Annotated in this window: 16 protein-coding genes and 2 pseudogenes; 6 read left to right on the top strand and 12 right to left on the bottom strand. The window is 64.9% G+C overall.

All coding sequences use genetic code 11. From position 1 onward, the window contains the following. The first annotated feature begins 343 nt into the window (after nt 1-343). Nucleotides 344-1,360, top strand: coding sequence for a GlxA family transcriptional regulator (locus tag E5S69_RS13050; protein WP_171515054.1), 1,017 nt, complete (start codon nt 344-346; stop codon nt 1,358-1,360). Between the two features lie 88 nt (nt 1,361-1,448). On the opposite strand, the gene fdhA is transcribed toward E5S69_RS13050, so the two are convergent. Further along, on the bottom strand, nt 1,449-2,645 hold the full coding sequence (fdhA, locus tag E5S69_RS13045) for a formaldehyde dehydrogenase, glutathione-independent (protein WP_171515053.1): 1,197 nt from the start codon (nt 2,643-2,645) through the stop codon (nt 1,449-1,451). A gap of 343 nt (nt 2,646-2,988) precedes the next feature. Here fdhA and E5S69_RS13040 point away from each other — a divergent pair, with 343 nt between their 5' ends. Then, complete coding sequence (locus E5S69_RS13040) at nt 2,989-4,419, top strand: MFS transporter (protein WP_171515052.1); 1,431 nt, start codon at nt 2,989-2,991, stop codon at nt 4,417-4,419. A 93-nt stretch (nt 4,420-4,512) separates the two neighbouring features. On the opposite strand, the gene E5S69_RS13035 is transcribed toward E5S69_RS13040, so the two are convergent. The 7 genes from E5S69_RS13035 to E5S69_RS13005 form a co-directional block, all read right to left on the bottom strand. After that, nucleotides 4,513-5,664 (bottom strand): porin, encoded by a 1,152-nt coding sequence (locus tag E5S69_RS13035; RefSeq protein ID WP_171515051.1) that lies wholly within the window; start codon nt 5,662-5,664, stop codon nt 4,513-4,515. A 155-nt stretch (nt 5,665-5,819) separates the two neighbouring features. Next, a complete protein-coding gene (locus E5S69_RS13030) occupies nt 5,820-6,266 on the bottom strand; it encodes a dihydroneopterin aldolase (RefSeq protein WP_171515050.1) in 447 nt (148 codons plus the stop codon). Next, entirely contained in the window at nt 6,263-6,916 is a 654-nt protein-coding gene (locus E5S69_RS13025; protein WP_171515049.1) for a sarcosine oxidase subunit gamma, read from the bottom strand. Before E5S69_RS13025 ends, E5S69_RS13030 begins: the two co-directional genes overlap by 4 nt. Beyond that, the gene (locus tag E5S69_RS13020) at nt 6,906-9,917 is read right to left on the bottom strand and encodes a sarcosine oxidase subunit alpha family protein (protein ID WP_171515111.1); all 3,012 of its coding nucleotides are present in this window, start codon (nt 9,915-9,917) and stop codon (nt 6,906-6,908) included. Before E5S69_RS13020 ends, E5S69_RS13025 begins: the two co-directional genes overlap by 11 nt. Then, on the bottom strand, nt 9,914-10,210 hold the full coding sequence (locus E5S69_RS13015) for a sarcosine oxidase subunit delta (protein WP_171515048.1): 297 nt from the start codon (nt 10,208-10,210) through the stop codon (nt 9,914-9,916). The genes E5S69_RS13020 and E5S69_RS13015 overlap by 4 nt, the downstream gene beginning before the upstream one ends. A 19-nt stretch (nt 10,211-10,229) precedes the next feature. Further along, complete coding sequence (locus E5S69_RS13010; RefSeq protein WP_171515047.1) at nt 10,230-11,474, bottom strand: sarcosine oxidase subunit beta family protein; 1,245 nt, start codon at nt 11,472-11,474, stop codon at nt 10,230-10,232. Nucleotides 11,475-11,488: 14 nt separating this feature from the next. Continuing rightward, complete coding sequence (locus E5S69_RS13005; protein WP_171515046.1) at nt 11,489-12,877, bottom strand: L-serine ammonia-lyase; 1,389 nt, start codon at nt 12,875-12,877, stop codon at nt 11,489-11,491. Nucleotides 12,878-13,216: 339 nt separating this feature from the next. Here E5S69_RS13005 and E5S69_RS13000 point away from each other — a divergent pair, with 339 nt between their 5' ends. The 3 genes from E5S69_RS13000 (at nt 13,217) to E5S69_RS12990 (ending at nt 19,327) form a co-directional block, all read left to right on the top strand. Continuing rightward, nucleotides 13,217-14,302: a GlxA family transcriptional regulator gene (locus E5S69_RS13000; RefSeq protein ID WP_171515045.1), complete on the top strand. Its 1,086-nt coding sequence runs from the start codon at nt 13,217-13,219 to the stop codon at nt 14,300-14,302. A 178-nt stretch (nt 14,303-14,480) separates the two neighbouring features. Beyond that, nucleotides 14,481-15,587: an S-(hydroxymethyl)glutathione dehydrogenase/class III alcohol dehydrogenase gene (locus E5S69_RS12995; RefSeq protein WP_171515044.1), complete on the top strand. Its 1,107-nt coding sequence runs from the start codon at nt 14,481-14,483 to the stop codon at nt 15,585-15,587. Nucleotides 15,588-15,868: 281 nt separating this feature from the next. Next, a complete protein-coding gene (locus tag E5S69_RS12990; RefSeq protein WP_171515043.1) occupies nt 15,869-19,327 on the top strand; it encodes an adenylate/guanylate cyclase domain-containing protein in 3,459 nt (1,152 codons plus the stop codon). A gap of 35 nt (nt 19,328-19,362) precedes the next feature. Here E5S69_RS12990 and E5S69_RS12985 read toward each other — a convergent pair whose 3' ends face one another. The 4 genes and pseudogenes from E5S69_RS12985 to E5S69_RS12975 all read right to left on the bottom strand — a co-directional run bounded on the left by E5S69_RS12985 (nt 19,363) and on the right by E5S69_RS12975 (nt 21,522). Beyond that, nucleotides 19,363-19,884 (bottom strand): flavin reductase family protein, encoded by a 522-nt coding sequence (locus E5S69_RS12985; RefSeq protein ID WP_171515042.1) that lies wholly within the window; start codon nt 19,882-19,884, stop codon nt 19,363-19,365. Between the two features lie 38 nt (nt 19,885-19,922). Then, nucleotides 19,923-20,387, bottom strand: a pseudogene (locus tag E5S69_RS12980) (L-serine ammonia-lyase, iron-sulfur-dependent, subunit alpha); the annotation flags it as partial. Nucleotides 20,388-20,429: 42 nt separating this feature from the next. Beyond that, a pseudogene (locus E5S69_RS32935) lies at nt 20,430-20,504 on the bottom strand (serine dehydratase beta chain); the annotation flags it as partial. A 439-nt stretch (nt 20,505-20,943) separates the two neighbouring features. Next, on the bottom strand, nt 20,944-21,522 hold the full coding sequence (locus E5S69_RS12975) for a TetR/AcrR family transcriptional regulator C-terminal domain-containing protein (RefSeq protein ID WP_171515040.1): 579 nt from the start codon (nt 21,520-21,522) through the stop codon (nt 20,944-20,946). Nucleotides 21,523-22,032: 510 nt separating this feature from the next. On the opposite strand from E5S69_RS12975, the gene E5S69_RS12970 reads away from it, so the two are divergent. Continuing rightward, on the top strand, nt 22,033-22,926 hold the full coding sequence (locus E5S69_RS12970) for an NAD(P)/FAD-dependent oxidoreductase (protein ID WP_171515039.1): 894 nt from the start codon (nt 22,033-22,035) through the stop codon (nt 22,924-22,926). Nucleotides 22,927-23,042 lie beyond the last annotated feature (116 nt).

Raw genomic sequence — 23,042 nt, 5'->3', positions numbered from 1 at the left:
TCGGCGCAGCGTTGTCAACGGCTCTATTCTTGTCGTTCGTGTTTTTGGCCGATTGATGAATTCAGACGCGTTCTTTTCCATTTCCGCCATTCCCGTCCGATTTGCACAAGTGCCCCGGGGCGGGCACTGCGGCGGTGCCTGACGCGCATTGCGGGTGCGGGGCGTCACGATTGCAGTGCAACAAGGAAGGCGGCCACCTGCCTCCCAGCGAGACACCCCACTAAAGAGCTAGGGTTTCGCCGTATGGCATGCTTGTTGCGGCTGACTTAACAATAAGTAAAAAGAATCCGGACCCTTCCCCCAAGGGCTGGAAAAGCACCTTAAAAATCTGAAGGACGCCCCCATGTCGACCGACCGCACCGCGTCGTTATCTCACTTCGCGTTCCTGCCGCTGCCCAACTTCACCATGATCGCGTTCACCAATGCGATCGAAGTGCTGCGCATGGCCAATTACCTGAGCGGCCAGGAACTGTACCGCTGGAGCATCATCAGCCCGGAAGGCGGACTGGTGACGGCGAGCAACGGCCTGGCGCTCGACACCGAGCGGGCCGACAGCATCGGGCGTCCTGACATCGTGTTCGTTTGCGGCGGCATCGACGTGCAGCGTTCGACGACAGCGGAGCACCTCTCCACGCTGCGCCGCGCGGCGCGCGAGGGCACGATGCTGGGGAGCCTCTGCACCGGCACGTACGCGCTCGCGCGATCCGGCCTGCTGGCCGGCTATGCCTGCGCGATCCACTGGGAAAACATGTCCGCGCTCAAGGAGGAGTTTCCCGATACGCGCTTCCTGAAGGAACTGTTCGTGATCGACCGCGACCGGGTCACTTGCACGGGCGGCGTTGCGCCGCTGGACATGATGCTGAACCTGATCACCCGTCGCGTCGGAACCGCGCGCGTCACGCAGATCGCCGAGCAGTTCATTGTCGAGCACGTGCGCGACACCAGCGCGCAGCAGAAAATCCCGTTGGTCGCGCGCCTGGGCTCGGCGAAGAAGTCTCTGTTCGAGGTGGTCTCGCTGATGGAGAACAATATCGAGGAGCCACTGTCGCGCGAAGAGCTGGCGCGGCTTGCAAACTTGTCTCAGCGCCAGCTGCAGCGCCTGTTCCGCGACCATCTCGGCATGACGCCCACGCATTACTACCTGACGTTGCGCCTGCGCCGTGCGCGCGAGCTGCTCCTGCAGACGGATATGTCGATCATGCACATCACGATGGCATGCGGCTTCCAGTCCGCGTGCCATTTCAGCAAGAGCTACCGTGACGAGTTCGGCGTCGCGCCTACGCGCGAGCGCAGGGCGCAGAGCGCGCCGCTGGCGAAGTCGTCAGGGCACAAATCCTCTTCCGTGATGCTGCACGCGTGAGCGTCGGGGGAAGCGGCAGTGAACCCCACTGCCCCAACTGCAAAACGGGCGGCCGCTAATCGGCCGCCCGTTTTTTCTGCGCGGGTAGTCAGGCCGCCAACAGCCCGTGCGGATCAATGACGAATTTGCGTGGCGCGCCGCCATCGAACTGCTTGTAGCCTTCCGGCGCCTGATCCAGCGGGATGACCGTCACATTGACAATCTCTGCAATCGGCAAGCGATTGTGGAGAATTGCCTGCATCAGGTTGCGGTTGTACTTGAGGATCGGCGTCTGCCCCGTATGGAACGAGTGCGACTTCGCCCAGCCGAGGCCGAAGCGGATGCTGAGGCTGCCGCGCCGGGCCGCGGCATCCCTGGCGCCCGGATCATCGGTCACGTACAGACCCGGAATCCCGATCGCACCGGCTGGCCGCGTGATTTCCATCAGGGAGTTGAGCACTGTGGCGGGCGCCTCCTCCACATAGCCCGACGAGCCGTGACCATGCGCCTCGAAGCCGACGCAGTCCACCGCGCAGTCGATCTCGGGCGTGCCGAGAATCTCGGCGATCTGCTCGCCGAGCGTTGCGTCCTTCGACAGATCCACGACCTCAAAGCCCATCGCCTTCGCATGCGCTAGGCGCGCCGGGTTCATGTCGCCGACGATCGTGCAGGCCGCGCCGAGCAGGCGCGCCGAAGCGGCAGCCGCCATGCCGACCGGGCCCGCGCCGGCGATGTAGACCGTCGAACCCGGCTTCACGCCCGCGGTCACGGCGCCGTGATAGCCTGTTGGCAGGATGTCCGACAGGCAGGTGAGATCGCGGATCTTTGCCATCGCCTGGTCGCGGTCGGGGAACCTCAGCAGGTTGAAGTCGGCATACGGCACCATCACGTACTCGGACTGCCCGCCTATCCAGCCGCCCATGTCGACATAGCCGTACGCCCCACCCGCGCGCGACGGGTTGACGCTCAGGCATACGCCGGTGTGCTGCTCCTTGCACATCGCGCAGCGGCCGCACGCGACGTTGAACGGCACCGACACCAGGTCGCCGATCCGCAATGTCTCGACGTCGCGGCCGATTTCGATGACCTCGCCGGTGATCTCGTGACCGAGCACCAGGCCGGTCGGTGCGGTCGTGCGGCCGCGCACCATGTGCTGGTCCGAGCCGCAGATGTTTGTGCTGACGACCTTGAGGATCACGCCGTGGCCAATTGCCTTGCCGCTGGGATCGACCATTTTCGGATAATCGATCTTCTGCACCTCGACCTGGCCCGGCCCAAGATATACGACACCTCGGTTGCTGCTCATCGCATTGTCTCCATGTCTCGTTAAATCGTGCCGCGGCCACGCCGATCGGCGCGGCACGCGCGGCAGCGTCTTCGAGCGTATTCCGGTACATCGGGCGGCTATGTTCAAAACCCGACAGGCGCTTGCACAGCGCCGACATCGGGGAACGTCGGCTCCGCCCTCGGTTGCGTACGCCGCGCACACCCGGGCGAGGCAGGCGCTACCGCCCCACACTGGTATGCCGATGTCGGATTTGCACAGACCGACGACGGGTATTCCCCAGAGCGTGCGGTGATAACCGCGTCTACTGAAGATTGGGGCCTGAAAGCAACCCGCTAAGAGGTCCTCATTTCTCAAGGACGCCATGCCAACTCCCACCACCTCACCCACGCGCTCGAACGCAGCCGCCCGGCTCGAGCGTCTGCCGTTTTCCGGCTATCACAAGCTGATCTTCGTCATCATCGCGATCGCCTTCTTTTTCGACTCGGTCGATCTCGCCACCATGACGTTCATACTGGGCTCGATCAAGCAGGAGTTCGGACTGTCCACCGCAATGACCGGCGTCGTCGCCAGCGCGAGCTTCTTCGGGATGGTGGTGGGCGCGGCGCTCGCCGGCCTGCTCGCGGACCGCTTCGGACGACGACCTGTGTTCCAGTGGAGCATGGTGCTGTGGGGGATAGCGTCGTATCTTTGCTCGACTGCGCAAAGCGTCGACGCGCTCATCGCCTGGCGCGTATTGCTCGGCATCGGCATGGGCATGGAGTTTCCGGTCGCGCAGACGCTGTTGTCCGAATTCGTCCCCACCGCGAACCGCGGCCGCCTGATCGCACTCATGGACGGCTTCTGGCCGCTCGGCTTTATCACCGCGGGCATTGTCTCTTACTTCGTGCTGCCGCAGTTCGGCTGGCGCACCGTGTTCGCACTGCTTGCGATCCCGGCCGTATTCGTGCTGATCGTGCGCCGCATCGTGCCCGAATCGCCGCGCTGGCTCGAGCATGCGGGCCGGCACGCCGAGGCCGACGCGGTGATGTGTAGCATCGAGGCCAGGGTGATGCGTTCGGCCGGCGTCGCGATGCTGCCACGACCGTCGCAGCAGCCAATGGCCGAGCCAGTGCGCGGGCGCGGCGCGCTGCGCGAGATCTGGAGCGGCGCCTACCGCCGTCGCACGACGATGGTCTGGCTGCTTTGGTTCTTCGCGCTGCTCGGCTTCTACGGACTGACGTCCTGGCTTGGCGCGCTGCTGCAGCAGGCCGGCTTTGCGGTCACGCAATCGGTGTACTACACGGTACTGATCTCCCTAGGCGGCGTACCGGGCTTCCTGTGCGCGGCGTGGCTCGTCGAGCGCTGGGGGCGCAAGCCAACCTGCATCGCGTCGCTGCTCGGCGGCGGCATGATGGCGTACCTGTATGGCCAGTCTGCGCTGTATGGCGGCAGTGTCGCGCTGCTCGTCGGCACCGGCCTGGCGATGCAGTTCTTCCTGTTCGGCATGTGGGCGGTGCTGTACACCTACACGCCGGAGCAGTATGGCACCGGCTCGCGTGCGACGGGGTCGGGCTTCGCCTCGTCGGTCGGGCGGATCGGCTCGCTGATCGGTCCCTACGTGGTTGGCGTGGTGTTACCGGTGTTCGGCCAGGGCGGCGTGTTCACGCTCGGCGCGCTGTCGTTCGCGGTGGCGGCACTCGCTGTGTGGGTGCTGGGTATCGAGACCCGTGGCGTCGCACTGGAAGCGCTGGCGTCCGAGGACGCAACAGGTGAGACGGCGCTTTATCCCGCTGTAGCGGACAAGTCCTCCTGACGCGCAGGTCCGGTTCTCGCGAGAAATTCCGGTCCAGGCCGCCTGCCACGAGTCGCTGTCGCGACTCGTGGCGACCGTCGGGAGAGAACAGGTTTAGAACTTGTGGCGAATCGCCGCACGGACCTGGAACTGATTCGACGTCGATGAAGCGTTCGCCGCCCCGGGCAAGTCAGCCATGTCCAATGCGGTGCCGGTCTTGCCGCCGGCGACATGCTGGTAGGCACCCTGGATATAGACGTCCGTGCGCTTCGAGAAGCTGTAGTCCGCCATCAGGCCGACGGAATGAACTTTCGGCTTCGTCTCGCCCGACGACGCGTTGAAGTTCTCCAGTGTGAGCGTATACGCCCCGCCCGCGTAGAAAGCGGGCGTGAACTGATATTTGAAATTGACTTCCAGGTTCTGGAACCGGAGCGAGTTCAACGTGCCGCTGGCCGGCAGGATCGAACCGGAGATGTACGAAGTGGACAGCGGTTCGGCCAGATTCGAGTTGGAGTAAGCGAAGCCTGCCGTCGCCGCGCCGAACGTGTAGTTGATGCCGGCTCCGAAGATGCGCAAACGCCTGGCAAGGAAGTTCTGGTCGCCGCCGTTATTGATGGCGCCACCCGCCGTCGCCGACGGGTTGTCCGCCTGGAGATAGGCCGCGGCCAGCAACAAGCCTCCGTTCGCGTACTGCATCCCCGCGCCGTACTGGCGGTTGTTGGCAAAGTTGGTGTCGTTGCTGAAACTGTAGGTGCCGCCGAACTGGAACCCGCCAAGCGAGGGACTCGTGTACTTGACGGTGTTGTTGACGCGGAACGAGTAGATCAGGTTGTCGTTATCGTAGGGGTGGCCGAACATGGTCCCCCCCCAATTGCCGGCGACGGTCGTCGGCGCGAGATAGTCGATCACCGAATCATACTGGCGCCCGAGCGTGACGCTCCCCCATTGATGGTCGGAAAGCCCGACGTAGGCTTGCCGGCCGAACATCAGCCCCCCCTGTGCCGCCCTGCCGTTGCTTGCATTGAAACCGTTCTCGAGCTGGAACAACGCCTTGAGGCCGCCGCCCAGATCCTCCGTCCCCTTCAGGCCCCAACGGCTGCCTTGCGCAAAGCCGCTTGCCAGCTCGGTCAGGCCATGGCCGCCGACGTTATTCGTGTAGTTGATGCCTTCGTCGATCACACCGTACAGCGTGACGCCGCTTTGGGCAAAGGCGGACGCGGAAAACATCAGCGCCAGAGCCGGGCCCGCAGTCGCTCCCATTTTCATTGGATTCTCTCCTTGTCATATCGTGGCTCGCGCCGCTGCCGCGCCGGTCGGCGCGGCATGTGCGGCAGCGTCTTCGAGAGTAGTCCGGGAGACGGGGAAGCCTATGTCCAATACCGACACGCGTTTGAACCACGCCGACACGGCTCGGGCAGCGACTATCCCGCCTTCCCGCTGCGCCTCAGGTAATCGGCGCGTGTCCACTCGAGTGCGACACCGACGCGCTGCGTGCCAGGCCGGATCTTCGGCTTGTGCACGGCAAGCGTCAGCGTGTCGAGCGCCGGCCATTCGCGAAACGACAGCTCCGCGATTTCGGCCACCAGCGTCTCGAGCAGCCGCGTATGCGGCTTGTGCGCCAGAAACGCGGCGAGGCTAGCACAATAGCCCTCGTAATCGATCCACTCGCCTTCCTCGCGCGGCTCGCAACGATAGCCGAGTCGAGCGTCGATGACGAGCGGTTGCGGTGCGTCGTGCTCATGCGGATGGATGCCGATCCGCACCGGCACCGCCAGCGCATCGATGAACACGCTCCATCCCCTGCCCGGCAGGAGCGGCGCATCGAGTGCACCGAGGGGTCCGTTGAACGCGTTATCGACGAGCTTCATGATGTCAGCGGCTGCGCCGCGTCGAGCATGATGCGGCAGAAGTAATCGGCAAAGCTGCGGCGCACCACGATCTCGAAGCGGTCGACGCCGGTCGGCACGAGCACGATCGAGGCCTTGAAGTAGTGGCTCTGCAAACACTGCCCCGGCTTGAGCACGCGCGGATGCAGATCGAGCGGGCATCCGCGCGCCAGCACGTCGCGCACGCGGCCCCCACTGATCTCGACAACCGTATAGCCGCTGCCGACGTCGACCGCCGCCGCGTAAGCCCCGGCGATCGCCAGGGCGAGCTTCGGCTCGAGCACGCCCGCCGGCACGGGGCCATTCGACCGCACGAGCCACTCGTCGGGGCCGAGCCACAGCACGTCATAGTTGGCACTGCGGGCGACCGTGTTAGGGCCGGCTGGCGGACAGCACCCGACCACGCCCTCGAACCCGTCCACGAATACAGGATCGGACAGGTCGCCGCGCACGTTGACGAGATCAAGGAAGGCGCGCTCGCGCATCACAAAGTGCTTCGATGCACGCGCCTGCTGCGCGTTCAGCAGATCGGTCGCGCCGATGAACGGCGACTCGAGTCGGACGCCGCGCTGGCGCGCGTCCGTCGCCGGCATGTCTGCAACCGGCGTAGCATTACCCGCTTCATTCCACATTCTGGCGCACTCCTTCGGTATCGTAGAAAACGGGGCTGGCGATCTTCGCCATCACGCGCCGGCCATTGGCCAGCGGGATCGCAACGCTCTGGCCCATCTTGCCCAGGCCGCCCTTCACCACGGCGAGCGCGATCGAACGCCTCAGGATCGGACTGTAGTAGCTCGACGTCACATGGCCGATCATCGGCGTTGGCTCGGCCGTCGACACGCGCGTGCCCGGCGCGAGGATCTGGGCGCCCTCGGGGAGGACAAACTCCGCGTCGTCGGTCAGCAGGCCGACGAACTGCTTGCGGCCTTCCTTCGCGGTATCCGAGCGCGTCAGCGAGCGCTTGCCGAGGAAGTCCTTCGACTTCGCGACGACGCCTCCCATCCCGAGGTCATACGGCGTGACCGACCCGTCTGTGTCCTGGCCGACGATGATGTAGCCCTTCTCCGCGCGCAGCACGTGCATCGTTTCCGTGCCGTACGGCGTTATATCGAACTCGGCGCCAGCGGCCATCAGCGCTTCCCAGACGGCACGGCCGGCGTTCGCGGGCACGTTCACTTCGTACGCCAGCTCGCCCGAGAAGCTGATCCGCATCACGCGCGCCTTTGCGCCGGCGACGGTGCCGTTGCGATAGCTCATGAACGGGAACGCGTCGTTGGCGAAGTCGATGTCATCGCAGACCTTGCGCAGCACCTTGCGGCTGTTCGGCCCGACCACCGCGAACGTCGCCCAATGATCGGTCACCGATGAAAGCCGGACCTTCAGGTGCGGCCACTCGGTCTGCAGCCAGCGCTCCAGCCAGGTCAGCACGCGCGCGGCGCCGCCCGTCGTCGTCGTCATCATGAAATGCTGCTCGCCGAGCCGCACCGTCACGCCGTCGTCGAAGACCATGCCGTTCTCGTCAAGCATCAGGCCATAACGGCACTTGCCGACTTCAAGCTTGTTCCACGGGTTGGTGTACATCCAGTTCAGCAGCGTTACCGCGTCCGGGCCCTGGATGTCGATCTTGCCGAGCGTCGACGCATCGAGGATGCCGACGCTGTTGCGCACCGCGAGGCACTCGCGCTTTACCGCCGCGTGCAGGTTCTCGCCCTGCTTCGGGAAGTACCACGGCCGCTTCCAGTTGCCGACGTCTTCGAACAGCGCGCCATGCTCGACGTGCCATTCGTGGATGCAGGTCTTGCGGACTGGGTCAAGGAAGTCGCCGACTTCGCGCCCGGCGAACGTGCCGAACGTGACCGGCGTGTAGTTCGGACGGAAGGTGGTCGTGCCGGTCTCGGGAATCGACTTGCCGAGCGCCTGCGCCAGGATCGCCATCCCGTTGATGTTGCCAAGCTTGCCCTGGTCGGTACCGAAGCCCATCGCGGTGTAGCGCTTGACATGTTCGACCGACTCGAAGCCTTCGCGCGCGGCGAGCAGGATGTCTGACGCGGCGACATCGTTCTGGAAGTCGACGAACTGCTTCGGCCCGCGCGCGGCGGCCGCGTGGCTGCCGACGAGCCACAGTGGCAGCAGCGCACCCTCGGCGACCGGCGCAACCTTCGGCGCGGCCGGCCGCTTTGCGGTACTGAAGCCGGCGGCTTTCGCCGCTTCGGCCCCTGCTTCCAGCGCGAGCGGCAGCGCCAGCGCAAGGTCGAACTCCCCGGCCGCCGCACCCACGCTGACCTCGGCCTGCAGCGACTTGCCCGGCACGAAGCACACCTTCTCATCGCTCCACTGCGCCTTGCCGCCCGACTGCGCGAACAGGTGAAGTACCGGGCTCAGCCCCCCCGACATGGCGACGAGATCGCAAGGGACCGTCGACACCTTGCCGCCTGCCTGTCCGTTCGCATAGGCCGCCACCTTGACCGACGTGACCTGCCGCGTGCCGGACGCGGCTATCACCACCGCTCCGCTCATGACGGTCACGCCCTGCCGCTTCGCGAAGGCGGGCAGCGCGCCATTGGTCGCGGTGCGCGGATCGACCACCGTCACCTTGGCGCCGCACGCCTTCAGGTCGAGCGCCGCCTGATAGCCGCGATCGTTGTTGGTGAAGACCACCGCCTCGCGCCCCGGCAGCACGCCGTAGCGATGAATGTAGGTCGATACCGCCGACGCCATCATCACACCCGGCAGGTCGTTGTTGCCGAACACGATCGGACGCTCGTGCGCGCCGGTCGCGAGGATCACCCGCTTTGCGCGGATCTTCCACAGCAGTTCGCGCGAGCCATGGCGCATCGATACCGGCAGGTGGTCAGTGAGACGTTGCGTGACCGTGACGAGATTGTGGTCCTGATAGCCGAATGCGTTGCTGCGCGACAGGATCGTCACGTCCGGCAGCTTGCGCAGCTTGCTCTCGATCTCGCCGACCCACTGCAGTGCGGGCTTGCCATTGATCTCGGTCCGCCCCGACAGCAGGCTGCCGCCGAGCTCACGCTGATCATCGACGAGGATCACGCGCGCGCCTGTCTCTGCCGCCGCAAGCGCGGCGGTGAGGCCCGCCGGCCCGCCGCCGACTACCAGGACATCGCAGTGCGCGTAGCATTTGTCATAGCGATCCGCGTCCAGCGTCGTGGGCGCCTTGCCCAGGCCCGCCGCCTCGCGGATCCTCTCCTCGTACTTCGGCCACATCTTGCGCGGCCACATGAAGGTCTTGTAGTAGAAGCCCGCCGGCATGAAGCGCGCAAACTTCTGGTTGACCGCCATGCGGTCGCGCTCCAGGTCCGGCTCCGCGTTCACGCTTGTCGCGACGAGCCCCTCATACAGCTCGATCTCCGTTGCGCGCGCATTCGGCACGGTATACGCGCCGCGTTCCAGTTGCACCACGGCATTTGGCTCGGCGACGTCGGCGGTCATGATGCCGCGCGGGCGATGGTACTTGAAGCTGCGCGCGACGAAGCGCACGCCGTTGGCCAGCAGCGCCGAAGCCAGCGTATCGCCCTGGTAGCCGCGGTACGCGCGTCCGTTGAACGTGAAGGCCAGCGGCTGGCCGCGATTGATGCGGCCGCCCGTGCCGAGACGGTCTTTCTGGCTCATTGCTTGCCCCCTTTCCGCGGTGCGTTGGCAGTGGGCTGGACGAAGGTCTCGTAGCCCTTGATGTCGTAGGTGACGGTGTCGCGCTCGACCTTGAACCAGCGTCGGCAGCCTTGGGCGTGGAGCCATTGCTCGCGATGCATGCCGCGGGTATTGGTGCGCATGAACAGGTAGTCTCCCCATTCGCGGTCAGACAGCTTGTCGGTTTCGAGCGGGCGCGCGATGTCGGCCTCGCCGCCACACGAGAATTCGGATTCGGCGCGCGGGCCGCACCACGGACATTCGATCAGCAACATTTCTTTCTCCTCGGGGCGTTCAGTGCGCGACGGCGGCAGCGCCGTGCTCATCGATCAGGTGGCCGGTATAGAAGCGATCCAGTGCAAATGGCGCGTTCAGCGGATGCGGCTCGTCGCGCGCGATCGTGTGCGCGAATACCCAGCCCGATCCCGGCGTCGCCTTGAAGCCGCCCGTGCCCCAGCCGCAGTTGAAATAGAGGCCCTTTACGTCGGTCTTGCTGATGATCGGGCAGGCATCCGGCGACACGTCTACGATGCCGCCCCACTGGCGGTTCATCCGCACACGCGAGAACACCGGGAACATCTCGACAATCGCCTGCAAAGTCCCCTCGATGATGTGGAAGCTGCCACGCTGGCCGAAGCCGGTGTACTGGTCGATGCCCGCGCCGATCACCAGGTCGCCCTTGTCGGACTGGCTGATATACGCGTGCACCGCGTTCGACATGATCACCGAATTGACAACCGGCTTGATCGGCTCCGACACCAGCGCCTGCAGCGGATGGCTCTCGATCGGCAGGCGCACTCCCGCCATGTCCGCGAGGGTCGACGTGTTGCCGGCCGCGACCACGGCGACCTTCTTCGCCTTGATGAAGCCCTTCACCGTCTCGACGCCGACGACCGCGCCACGGTCGCGGCGGATGCCGGTCACCTGGCAGTTCTGGATGATGTCCACGCCGGCGCGATCGGCGCCTCGCGCGAAGCCCCACGCGACCGCGTCATGCCGGGCCACGCCGGCACGGCGCTGGATCGACGCGCCAAGCACGGGATAGCGGCTGTCCAGATTGATCGTCGGTTCGATCTCCTTGATCTGCTGCGGCGTCAGGAACTCGGCGTCGACGCCGTTGAGGCGGTTCGCGTTCACCCTGCGCTCGGTATCGCGCACGTCCTGCAGCGTGTGGGCCAGGTTCATCACGCCGCGCTGGCTGAACATGACGTTGTAGTTCAGGTCCTGCGACAACCCTTCCCACAGTTTCATTGCCTTTTCATAGAGCGCCGCGGACTCATCCCACAAATAGTTCGAGCGGACGATGGTCGTGTTGCGCGCGGTGTTGCCGCCGCCGATCCAGCCCTTCTCGAGCACCGCGACGTTCGTGATCCCGTGCTCCTTCGCGAGGTAGTACGCGGTCGCGAGACCGTGCCCGCCGCCGCCGACGATCACCACGTCATACTCACGCCTGGGCTCCGAGCTCTTCCATTGCTTCTCCCAGTTCTCGTGATAGGACAGGCCGTTGCGGAACAGGCTGAATATCGAATAGCGGCTCATTTCATGGACCCTCGTTAGCATTCAATGACGTTCACGGCCAGGCCGCCGCGCGACGTCTCCTTGTACTTCGTCTTCATGTCGGCGCCGGTCTCGCGCATGGTCTTGATCACCGAGTCGAGCGACACGTAGTGCTGGCCGTCGCCCTTCAGCGCCATGCGGGATGCGTTGAGCGCCTTGATCGCGCCCATCGCATTGCGCTCGATACACGGAATCTGCACCAGTCCGCCGACCGGATCGCAGGTCATCCCGAGGTTGTGCTCCATGCCGATTTCGGCGGCATTCTCGACCTGCCCGGGCGTGCCGCCCATCACGGCGGCGAGCGCCGCCGCGGCCATCGAGCACGCCACGCCAACCTCGCCCTGGCAACCGACCTCGGCGCCCGAGATGGAAGCCGTCTCCTTGTAGATCATCCCGATCGCGGCCGCCGTCAGCAGGAACTCGACGATGCCGTCGTCATTCGACCCTGGCACGAACTTCACGTAGTAGTGGAGCACCGCCGGGATCACGCCAGCCGCGCCGTTCGTCGGCGCGGTGACGACGCGGCCGCCGGCCGCGTTCTCTTCGTTGACAGCCATCGCATACAGGTTGACCCAGTCAAGCATCGACAGCGGGTCACGCAGTGACTCCTCGGAACGTGTGCGCAAGCGGTGGTTGAGCTCGGCCGCGCGGCGTTTCACGCGCATCGGGCCGGGCAGCTCGCCCTCGACCTTGCAGCCACGCTCGACGCAGGCGGCCATCGTCTGCCAGATCGCCAGCAGCCCGGCGCGCACGTCTTCGGCCGGGCGCAGCGCGCATTCATTGCGAAAGATCAGCTCCGCGATCGACAGCCCGCTGTCGGCACAAGCTTGCATCAGGTCTGCGCCGGTGCGGAACGGATACGGTACGTCGGCCGCCGCGCGGACGCCGTTCACGCGGTCACCGTCGCGATTGACCACGAAGCCGCCGCCGATCGAGTAGTACTCCTTTTCGACGAGCAACTGCCCCTGCTCGTCGAACGCCTGGAAACGCATGCCGTTCGGATGCACGACGTTGCCCGTGCCGCTCATCAGACGGCGAAAGAAGCCGATATGCTCCTTTTCGTCGAAAGCGATCTCATGCTTGCCAAGCAGCAACAGGCGTTTATCCTTGCGGATCTGCGCGAGGCGCGGCTCGATCCCGTCCGGCTCGATCCGGTCGGGCAGGCTTCCCTCCAGGCCGAGCAGCACCGCCTTGTCGCTGCCGTGGCCCTTGCCGGTCGCGCCGAGCGAACCGTACAATTCGGCCCGCACGCGGCGCACGAAGCCGAGCAGGTTGGCGTCTTCCAGGTGCGATACGAACCGGCATGCGGCGATCATCGGGCCGACCGTATGCGAACTCGATGGGCCGATGCCGATCTTGAACAAGTCGAAAACGCTGACATTCATCTGGCTGCCTCTCTGCGCTTGGCTGGTAAGTGTCGTTGGACGCCAGTACATCAAAGCGCAGGATTTGCTGATAGAACAAAAGCGGCATCAACGTGGGACGCCGCCGCCAGGCGCGGGTCCAGACGGGCCGGAAGTTCGCTTTGGCGATGATTCGCGTCGGAAATGTGCAAGTCCGCGGCAAGCTGATCGGCGACGCTGTCGGTGACGGAGCCGCGTCGAGCGGACAGGTGGCGAGCGCAGCATGGATGCCGTACGCATCACCGGCATCGAGGCTGAAGCGCCACCGCCCCGCAACCCAGATCCGCCCACTTGCGCGGGCCTGTCAAGATGGATGCCGCCATGACACCCGACGTTCCCATTTCCCCTGTCGCCGAGCCGGCGCCACGGCGCGTGCGCTTCGGCATCGTGCTGCTGCCGAACTTCACGCTGACCGCGTTTTCGGGTTTCGTCGACATGCTGCGGCTGTCGGCAGACGATGGCGACTACAGCAAGCCGGTGCGGTGCGTCTGGAGTGTGATCGGAAACACACTCGCGCCGGTACGCGCAAGTTGCGGGATCCAGGTTGCGCCATGGGAGACTTTCGACGCGGCGGAGCCGTTCGACTACGTGGTCGTGGTCGGCGGGCTACTGCATTCGGGACCACAGGCCGGACCTGAGACGCTTGACTTCATCCGTCGCGCGGCGCGCGGCGGCGCGACCATCGTCGGCATCTGCACCGGCGTATTCACGCTGATGCGCGCCGGCGTGCTCGAGGGGCACCGCGCCTGCGTCAGCTGGTTCCATTACTGGGATTTCATGGAGCGCTTCCCGTCGGTGGCCCCGGAACTGCTGATTGCCGACCGGCTGTTCGTGATTGACCGCCGGCGCATCACCTGTTCAGGCGGGCGCGCGTCGATCGACGTCGCAGCCGCCATTCTGCTGCGCCACTTCGATCACGCCACCGTACAGAAGGCGTTGCGGATCCTGCTTGTCGGCGAGATGCAAAAGGGCAATGCGCCGCAGCCGCATCCGCCCGGCCTCGAGCCCGCGACGCACCCGAAGGTCAAGCGTGCGATTCTGCTGATGGAGCAGCACGTCGGCCGGGCGCTCCCGCTCGAGGCGCTCGCCTGCAAGCTCGACCTGTCGCCACGCCAGCTCGAGCGCCTGTTCAAGGCGGAGACCGGCAAGAGCCCGCAGGCCTTCGCCAAGCATGTGCGGCTGCGGACCGCCGCGTGGCTGTTGACCAGCTCGGACCGCACGGTCGCCGACATCGCGTTGAGCTGCGGTTTTGCCGACGCATCGCACCTGGGCCGTGAATTTCGCAAACAGTTTGGAGTACCGCCTGCAACCTACCGCGACAAGGGCGCTGATCCGGCCGAGTCGATGCTGCCCGACGGCGATGCCGGCGATGTGTTGGCGCTCACTGAAAGTGAAAGCGAGGGTTGAACTTGTAGTTTCATGATGATGACACGACATGTCTCGGCATTCCGGTACTCCTGATCGCCATGACGGTCGTCGGCCAACTTACCTCTGTCTTCGGACAAGTGCACGCCCAACGGACCATGACCATCGTTCGGTCGGCCTATAGTTTGGCGCCAAATGCTTATATCTGAGAGAACGATCAATGAAAACACGCGCAGCAGTTGCCTGGGGTGCGGGAAAGCCGCTGACCATCGAAGACGTGGACCTGGATGGCCCGCGCGCCGGCGAAGTGCTGGTGGAAATCAAGGCCACCGGCATCTGCCACACCGACTACTACACGCTGTCCGGCGCCGACCCAGAAGGCATCTTCCCCGCAATCCTGGGCCATGAGGGCGCGGGCATCGTCACCGACGTGGGCCCAGGCGTGACCGCGCTCAAGCCCGGCGACCATGTCATCCCCCTGTACACGCCGGAATGCCGCCAGTGCAAGTTCTGCCTGTCGCGCAAGACCAATCTGTGCCAGGCGATCCGTAGCACGCAGGGCAAGGGCCTGATGCCGGACGGCACCTCGCGTTTTTCCATCGACGGCAAGCCGATCTTCCACTACATGGGCACCTCGACCTTCGCCAACCACATCGTGGTGCCGGAGATCGCGCTGGCGAAGATCCGCCCGGATGCGCCGTTCGACAAGGTCTGCTACATCGGCTGCGGCGTCACCACCGGCGTGGGCGCGGTGCTGTTCACCGCCAAGGTGGAAGCCGGCGCCAACGTGGTCGTGTTCGGCCTGGGCGGCATCGGCCTGAACGTGATCCAGGCGGCGAAGATGGTGGGCGCCGACAAGATCATCGGCGTCGACCTGAACCCGGGCCGCGAAGCGATGGCGCGCAAGTTCGGCATGACGCATTTCATCAACCCGAAGGATGTCGGCAACGTGGTCGACCACATCATCCAGCTGACCGACGGCGGCGCCGATTATTCGTTCGAATGCATCGGCAACACGCAGGTCATGCGCCAGGCGCTGGAGTGCTGCCACAAGGGCTGGGGCAAGTCGATCATCATCGGCGTGGCCGAGGCCGGTGCGGAAATCTCGACGCGCCCGTTCCAGCTGGTGACCGGGCGCGAGTGGAAGGGCTCCGCCTTCGGCGGCGCGCGCGGCCGCACCGACGTGCCGAAGATTGTCGACTGGTACATGGAAGGCAAGCTCAATATCGACGACCTGATCACGCACACGTTGCCGCTGGAGCGCATCAACGACGGCTTCGACCTGATGAAGCGCGGCGAGTCGATCCGCTCGGTGGTGCTGTACTGAGGAACGGGCCGTGGGGCTGTCCGGACGGCTACGTCCCACGTGGCGAACTGAGCACCCATCGCGACACTGAGTGGTCAGCAAGACATAGGACAGCTTTCGGCCCTCACTTGGCCGGCAACCGCCGTTAGGGGCCTCCACCGCCCGCGCTGGCGAAGCAATGAGCGAGCGCCGAGCAGCAGCGAGCACCCCGCGCAAGCGCACGGGAGCTGGTTCGACGTGCCCTGCCCGCCTTGATAAGATCTAATCGTTGACTGTCGCCAGCCCCATCAGGGGACAGCCCCATGCGCTGCGCAAGGTGCGGGTTCGAGAATCCGGCAGGTGCCAAATTCTGTGAGGAATGTGGCGCCAGGCAGGTGCGCGCCTGCCCGGCCTGCGGGCAAGAGGCGGCTGCCAGCGCCAAGTTTTGCAGCGAATGCGGCGCGCCGCTGGGCGCTCCTGTAAGCGTCCCCGCTGCCTCAATCGCGGCCCCCGGTGCCACGGCAACTGCGTCCAGCACCCCCATCGACTACACCCCTCCCTATCTGGCCGAGCGCATCCTCGCGGCGCAGGCAGAAATGGAAGCCCGGGGCCCGGCTGACGGCGAGCGCAAGATGGTCACCGCGCTGTTCGCGGACATGGCCGCCTCGACCGCGCTGATCCATGACCTCGATCCCGAAGATGCCCGCCGCCTGATCGACCCGGTGCTGGCACTGATGATGGAGGCCGTGCATCACTATGAGGGCTATGTCGCCAAGTCGATGGGCGATGGCATCCTGGCGCTCTTCGGCGCGCCCATCGCGAACGAAGACCATCCGCAGCGGGCCATGCTGGCGGCGCTGCGCATGCAGGAAGCCATGCGCCATTACGCCGACGGCGTGCGCCTCGCCCAGGGCATCGCGCTGCAGATCCGTGTCGGCATCAATTCCGGCGAAGTTGTGGTGCGTACGATCCGCATCAAGGACTTGCACACCGACTATGACCCCGTGGGCAATTCGATCCATATTGCTTCGCGCATGGAGAGCATTGCAGTGCCCGGCTCTATCGTTGCGAGTGAACACACGCGCAACCTGACCGAAGGCTATTTCGCGTTCAAGGCCCTCGGAGAAACGCCGATCAAGGGGCTATCCAAGCCGCTCGAGGTCTTTGAAGTCGTCGGTCTGGGCCCGCTGCGCACCCGGTTGCAGGTGTCGGCCAGCCGCGGCCTGGCGCGCTTTGTCGGGCGCACCCGGGAACTCGAACAGCTGCACGAAGCGCGGGCACGGGCACGGGCCGGACATGGGCAGATTGTCGGCGTGGTCGGCGAACCAGGGGTCGGCAAGTCACGGCTTTGCCACGAGTTCAAGCTGCTCGCGCCGCGCGATGGCCTGGTGCTCGAAACCTTTTCGGTTTCGCACGGCAAGGCCTACCCCTATCTGCCGCTGATCGAACTGCTGCGAAACTACTGCCAGATCACGGTGCAAGACGATGAGCGCCGGCGGCGCGAGAAGCTCACTGGCAAGCTCCTGACGCTGGACCGTGCGCTGGAAGACAGCCTGCCTTATCTTTGCCACCTGCTGGGAGCCGTCGAGCCTGGCTCGGCACTGGCGCAGATGGATACCCAGATCCGCCAGCAGCGCACCTTCGAGGCAATCAAGCGGCTGCTCGTGCGCGAAAGCCTGACCCAGCCACTGGAGCTGATCGTCGAAGACCTGCAGTGGCTCGACAGCGAAACCGAGGCCTTCCTCGGTTTTCTCGGCGAGAGCGTGCCCAGCGCACGCATCCTGCTGCTGGTCAATTTCCGGCCGGAATACCGGCACGACTGGAGCCGCAAGAGCTATTACACCCAGCTACGCCTGGATCCTCTTGGCGAAGCCGAAGCGCGGGACCTGCTGCGCGCGCTGCTGGGCGACGCCACCGAACTTGCCCGGCTCGAGCCGCTGATTCTGGAGCAGACCGAAGGCAACCCCTTCTTTATCGAAGAAGTGGTGCAGGACCTGGTCGAGGGGCAAGTCCTGCGCGGCGAGCGCGGCCATTATCGTCTCGAGCAGGTCCCGGGCAAGCTGCACATCCCCGCTACCGTGCAAGGGGTCCTCGCCGCCCGCATCGACCGCCTGCAGCCGGCCGAGAAAGCGCTGCTGCAGACCCTGGCCGTGATCGGCAAGACATTTCCCTGGAGCCTGCTTGCACGCGTCGTCGGGCAGCCCGAGGACAAGACGAAAAGCCTGCTGGCCCGGCTGCAGGCTGGCGAGTTCATCTACGAGCAGCCAGCGTTCCCGGAGATCGAGTACAGCTTCAAGCATGCGCTGACCCAGGAGGTGACCTACGGCTCCCTGCTGAGCGAGCGGCGTCGTACGTTGCATGAGCGCACCGCCCAGGCGATCGAGGCCCTGTTCAGTGCTCAGCTCGAGGAGCACTGCAGCGAGCTGGCCTATCACTTCAGCCGCAGCGGCAACACGCCAAAGGCGGTGGAGTACCTGCACCGCGCCGGCCGCCAGGCCGTGCAACGCTCGGCTGACGCCGAGGCGGTCGCCCACCTCACCACGGCACTTGCCTTGCTTGCCAGGACGCGGCCTGAGGACCTCGAACACGCACGGCAAGAGTTGAGCATCCAGCTCACCCTCGGCCCGGCCTTGATGTGCAACAAAGGCTTCGCCGCCCCCGAAGTCGGGGCAGCCTATACGCGTGCGCTGGCGCTGTGCCAGGAACTGGGCGAGACGACCCAGCACTTTACGGCGCTGATGGGACTACGCACCTTTTATACGGTCCGCGCGGAACACCGGACCGCTCGCGAGTTGGCGGAGCAGCTGCTTGGCCTGGCCGAACAGGCGCAGGATCCTGCTTTGCAGCTCCAGGCGGGTCGGGCGTTGGGGGCCAACCTGCTCTATCTTGGCGAACTGATCCCTGCCCGTGCGCGGCTCGAGCAGGCCCTGGCAATCTATGACCCCGAGCTGCACCGATCACAAGCCTTCATCTATGGCCTGGAGCCCGGCGTTCAAGGCCTGGCTCTCATTGCCATGGACCTGTGGCTGCTTGGCTACCCGGATCAAGCCTGCACACGCAGCCAGGAGGCGCTCGCCCTGGCCCAGGCCCCGTCCCATCCCTCCGACTCGGCCGATGCGCTGATAGCCGCTGCGCAGGTCGGTCTGTTCCGTGGCGAAGTGCAACAGGCTCACGATCTCGCACAGGCACTCGTCGCGCTCGCAACCGATTATGGCTTGCCATACGGATTGGCTTGCGGAACGATCCTGTCAGGCTGTGCCCTGGCTGCTAGTGGGCAAGCTGAAACCGGGATCGACCTTATGCAGAAAGGCTTGCGCGCATACCGCGAAACCGGTGCCGAGCTTCTGCGAACCCTTTTTCTGGCGCTGCTTGCCGAAAGCTGTGCCAGAGCCGGACAAGTCGAGGCGGGGCTTGCAGCAGTGGCCGAGGCGCTGGCTGTCGTGGAACGAACCGAAGAGCGGATGCACGAAGCAGAGTTGCACCGCCTCAAGGGAGAACTGACGCTGCTGGAAGCGGGCCGACCGGGCCAAGCGAACGAGGTCGCCAACGAAGCTGAAGCCTGCTTCCAGCGGGCGATTGCGATTGCCAGCAGGCAAGATGCCCGATCGCCGAAGCTCCGCGCGGTACTAGCGCTGAGCCGCCTGTGGCAGCAGCAAGACCGGCATGCCGAGGCCCGTTCCTTGCTGCGCGAAACCTACGGCTGGTTCAGCGAAGGCTTCGACACAGTGGACTTGCGAGAGGCCCACGCGTTGCTCGTCAAACTCGAGGAAGCGGCGCCATAATTGAAGCAGACTCCACATGGAGTGGACCACCATCCCTAGCTTTCCAAAGCGAGAACGGCGCCCCGCTCATCCTGCTGATGGGGGCGTGCTACCAGGTAGCGGCCATCCCCGAAGACGAGCGGCCTCTGTTCGGACCGTTCCTGGCGGATAACTCGTCCGATATAAACCACATGGTCACCTTCAGGGTGGGCGGAAACCTTCACGCACTCCAGGTTTGCCGCGCATGAACTAATAATGGGAACGCCGCCCAAACCGGATCGAAATTCGATATTGCGAAATTTGTCGTCGCTAGCTGTCGAAAACTGCTTGGAGATTTGAATTTGATGCTCTGAGAGGATGTTTACCACGAACCGCTCCGCGTCCCGAAAAACGGGGTGGCTCCTAGATGAAAGCGATTGACTCCATAGGATTAATGGCGGATTCAGGGAGACAGAGCTGAACGAGTTGACGGTGAGCCCACATGCCCTTCCGGTGGCGTCCAAAGTGGTCATCACAGCCACCCCTGTGGGGAAAGCACCCAACGCCTTGCGCAGAGCCAGACTATCAATATGTTCCATGGTTTTTCCTTTCAGGCTGCGCTGAGGGCCCCACAGCGACAAGGTCGCCGGCCGTGCTCTCCGGCCGGGTCGCAGCTTATGCCAAGGTTGTGCTTCAAGCCGATTTCAACTGCATTCTCGATTTGCCCGTTGCTACCGCCAAGCACCGCGGCAAGACCCGCTGCAGCCATCGACCAGGCCGCCCCGACTTCACCCTGGCTACCGGCCTCGCCCCCAAATATCGACGCGTTTTTCCTATAAATAATGCCGATGGCCGCAGCGGTTAACAGGAAATCCACCACACCATCCTCATTGGCTCCGGGTACGAACTTGCGGTAGTACTGCAGTACAGCGGGAATTATGCCGCCAGCGCCCATGGCAGCGGCAATTGCCAGTAGCCCGGCGCGAATGTCATAGGTGCTTCGCCAGCATTTCTCATTCTCGAGCATCAGGTCGGCAATGGTGCGACCTGACTCCTTGCACATCCGCAATAGCTCCTCGGCGCTCTGAAAGGGGTAAGGAATCGGGTGCTCGTCGACCCTCGGCACATTCAAGTGGCAAGACGCGATCATGGGGCCCACGGTATGCGAACCAAGGGGCCCGATTTCAACCTTGAAGATATCGAATATGCTGACGGACATACTGCCCTCGACCATGTCTGCGGTACCAGTTCCGCTCGCTCCGAACGGAGCGTCGTCCGCCCTACGGCGTGTCACTAGTACATCAGGTATTGCAGGCTGAGAGATAGAACCGGTGCGTCGTCACATTAGGACATTCGCGCCAAGGCGGGGATTCGTCTACTTCGGCTCTACCGCGACCCACCCCAATCCAGAGCCGCCGGCGAAACGCCCGGCGTCATCCATAGCCGGGCAGCTTCACGTCTAGCCCTATCAAAACGAGGCGGCGCGTTGGTGCCGCCCGATCATTCGGCGCCAGCACGCGCGCGAGGTGGCGCCGCCCGCAGCTCGCGCGGCCGCGTCTTCACGCAGACGGACGTGATGCCCGCTGCGGCGAAAGCCCGGCGTGCACCGCGAGCACCAGCAGGCCGCCCGCCATCGACCTCAGGCCGCATTGTGGAGCCTACGCGCCGTAGGCCGCCAGGAAGACCCGTACGGCCTCGCGCAGCAGCGCCCTGTTTTCCCGGGTATCCGGCATCTCGAGCTTCAGCAGTCCGCGGATGTGCCCGGAGCCCAGGAACATCGACAAGAACAGGTCCGCCGCCTGAAGCGGGTTCCGCACCTTCAGCGTGCCCGCCGCGTCGGCACGGCGCAGGTATGCAGCCAGCTCGCCGTTCACACGCTCCGGGCCGTCCTTGTAGAACGCACGGCAGACTTCCGGCTGCGCCCCCGCGACGCCGTAGACCGAGCGCAACGCGCCCAGGGCGTCGTCTCCGCGCGCCAGTGCGAGAAACCGGGCGCCGATCGCCAGCAGCGCCTTCTCCGGCTGGTCCGGGTCCAGCGCCCCGGCGCCCGGGACGCCAGCCACCACCGTCGCCGTCCTGTCGCGCACGACCGCCTGGAACAGCCTCTCCTTGGAGCCGAAGTTGCTGTACACGGTCATCTTGGACACACCGGCGTCCGCGGCGATGGCATCCACGCTGGCACGCTCCAGGCCATGCTCGTTGAAGTGCCTTTGCGCCGCTTCCAGGATGCGCCGCACGCGCTCGGGATCGCGTGGCCGCCCGCGTTGGGGCTTGGGAGCGGGAGCTGGGGGGCGGGCCATGGGCAGATTTAGTGGATTTGACAGTTCATTATAGCGCACGCACATTATTGGACTTGCAGTCCAGTAACTGACGGCGACCCGAGGAGCCCCATGACGCAACAGACGATCGACTGGACAGGGGTGGCGGGCACCACCCGCGGCGATCGCCGCCGCGCTAAGCAGGTTTACGAGGAACATCACCCCCAACGGTGGGCAGGGCGAGTCGCGAGCAGCGGCAGCAGTGGGCCATCAAGCATGGCGGACTGTGGAAGATTAATTGTACTTGACAGTTTATTATTAACGCCTAGCATTACTATACTCGTAGTCCAATAATCAATCGACCCATGACTTCCTCCCCCTGGCGCAGCCGCGGGCCGGCCCCGCCGCCCGTCTCGAGCGCGTAACGCTGGACGATATTTCGCGCCAGGCCCAGCCCACCCCTCCATCCACAACACGGAGCCCATCACCATGAATGACGTGATCATCATCGGCGGCAGCTTTGCCGGCCTCGCCGCCGCCCTGCAGCTCGGCCGTGCCCGCCGCAAGGTCACCGTTCTCGATACCGGCCTGCCGCGCAATCGCTTCGCCGGCCACTCGCATGGCCTGCTCGGGCACGATCACAAGCCACCGCTGGACATCCTGGCAGAGGCGCGGCAGCAGCTGGCGCGTTATCCTACGATCAGGCTGGTCAGTGCCCGGGCCGACAGCGTCTCCGGCGCCATCGACCATTTCTCCGTCCTCACTGGCGATGGCGAAGGCCTTGGGGCGCGCCGCCTGATCCTGAGCTATGGCGTCGCCGACCAAATGCCTTATGTTCCGGGCTTTGCCGAAAGCTGGGGCACGTCCATCGTGCCCTGTCCCTATTGCGACGGCTTTGAAGTCGCCGGCCAGCATTGGGGCCTGGTCTGGGCCGGCCCGCAGTCGCACCAGTCTGTCAGGCTGTTCCACGATTGGACCGACAAGTTGACTGTCTTCGCCGATGGTCACGACATTCCGCCCGATATCCAGGCCGATCTGGCGCGCCGCAACATACCTGTCGTCGATGGCCGGATCATCGAGATCGCCCATCACAAGGGCCATATCACCACCGTCAATCTCGATACCCGCCGCAATATCGCGGTCGACATCCTGTTCGCCCATCCGCGCAACAAGCCGTCCGCAAGCCTGCATGAATCACTGGGCCTCGCCACGGTGGAGACGCCCGTCGGCATCGCCCTCAAGGTCGACGAGCGCCGCCAAACCAGCATGCCCGGCATCTATGCCGCCGGCGACCTCGCCACGCCCTTCTTGCCCTCGGTCACCCTGGCATCATCGCAGGGCGCGATGGCGGGTATCTTCGCCCAGCAATCGATGCTGGTTTGAGGGCGTAGATTCCCGTCTCCGGTGCCGCGGGCTATCGCCAGCAGGGCGATCCCGGCGTGGGTTCGATCCGCAAGACTTGCCGCTAATCAGGTGTGTGCGTGGCGGGTCATGCCGGG

It is taken from the genome of Cupriavidus necator (genome assembly GCF_013141915.1).
In the GTDB taxonomy this organism is placed as follows: domain Bacteria; phylum Pseudomonadota; class Gammaproteobacteria; order Burkholderiales; family Burkholderiaceae; genus Cupriavidus; species Cupriavidus necator_B.
Note: the sequence above shows the minus strand (reverse complement) of the source record. Positions and strands in the feature narration are given on the sequence as shown.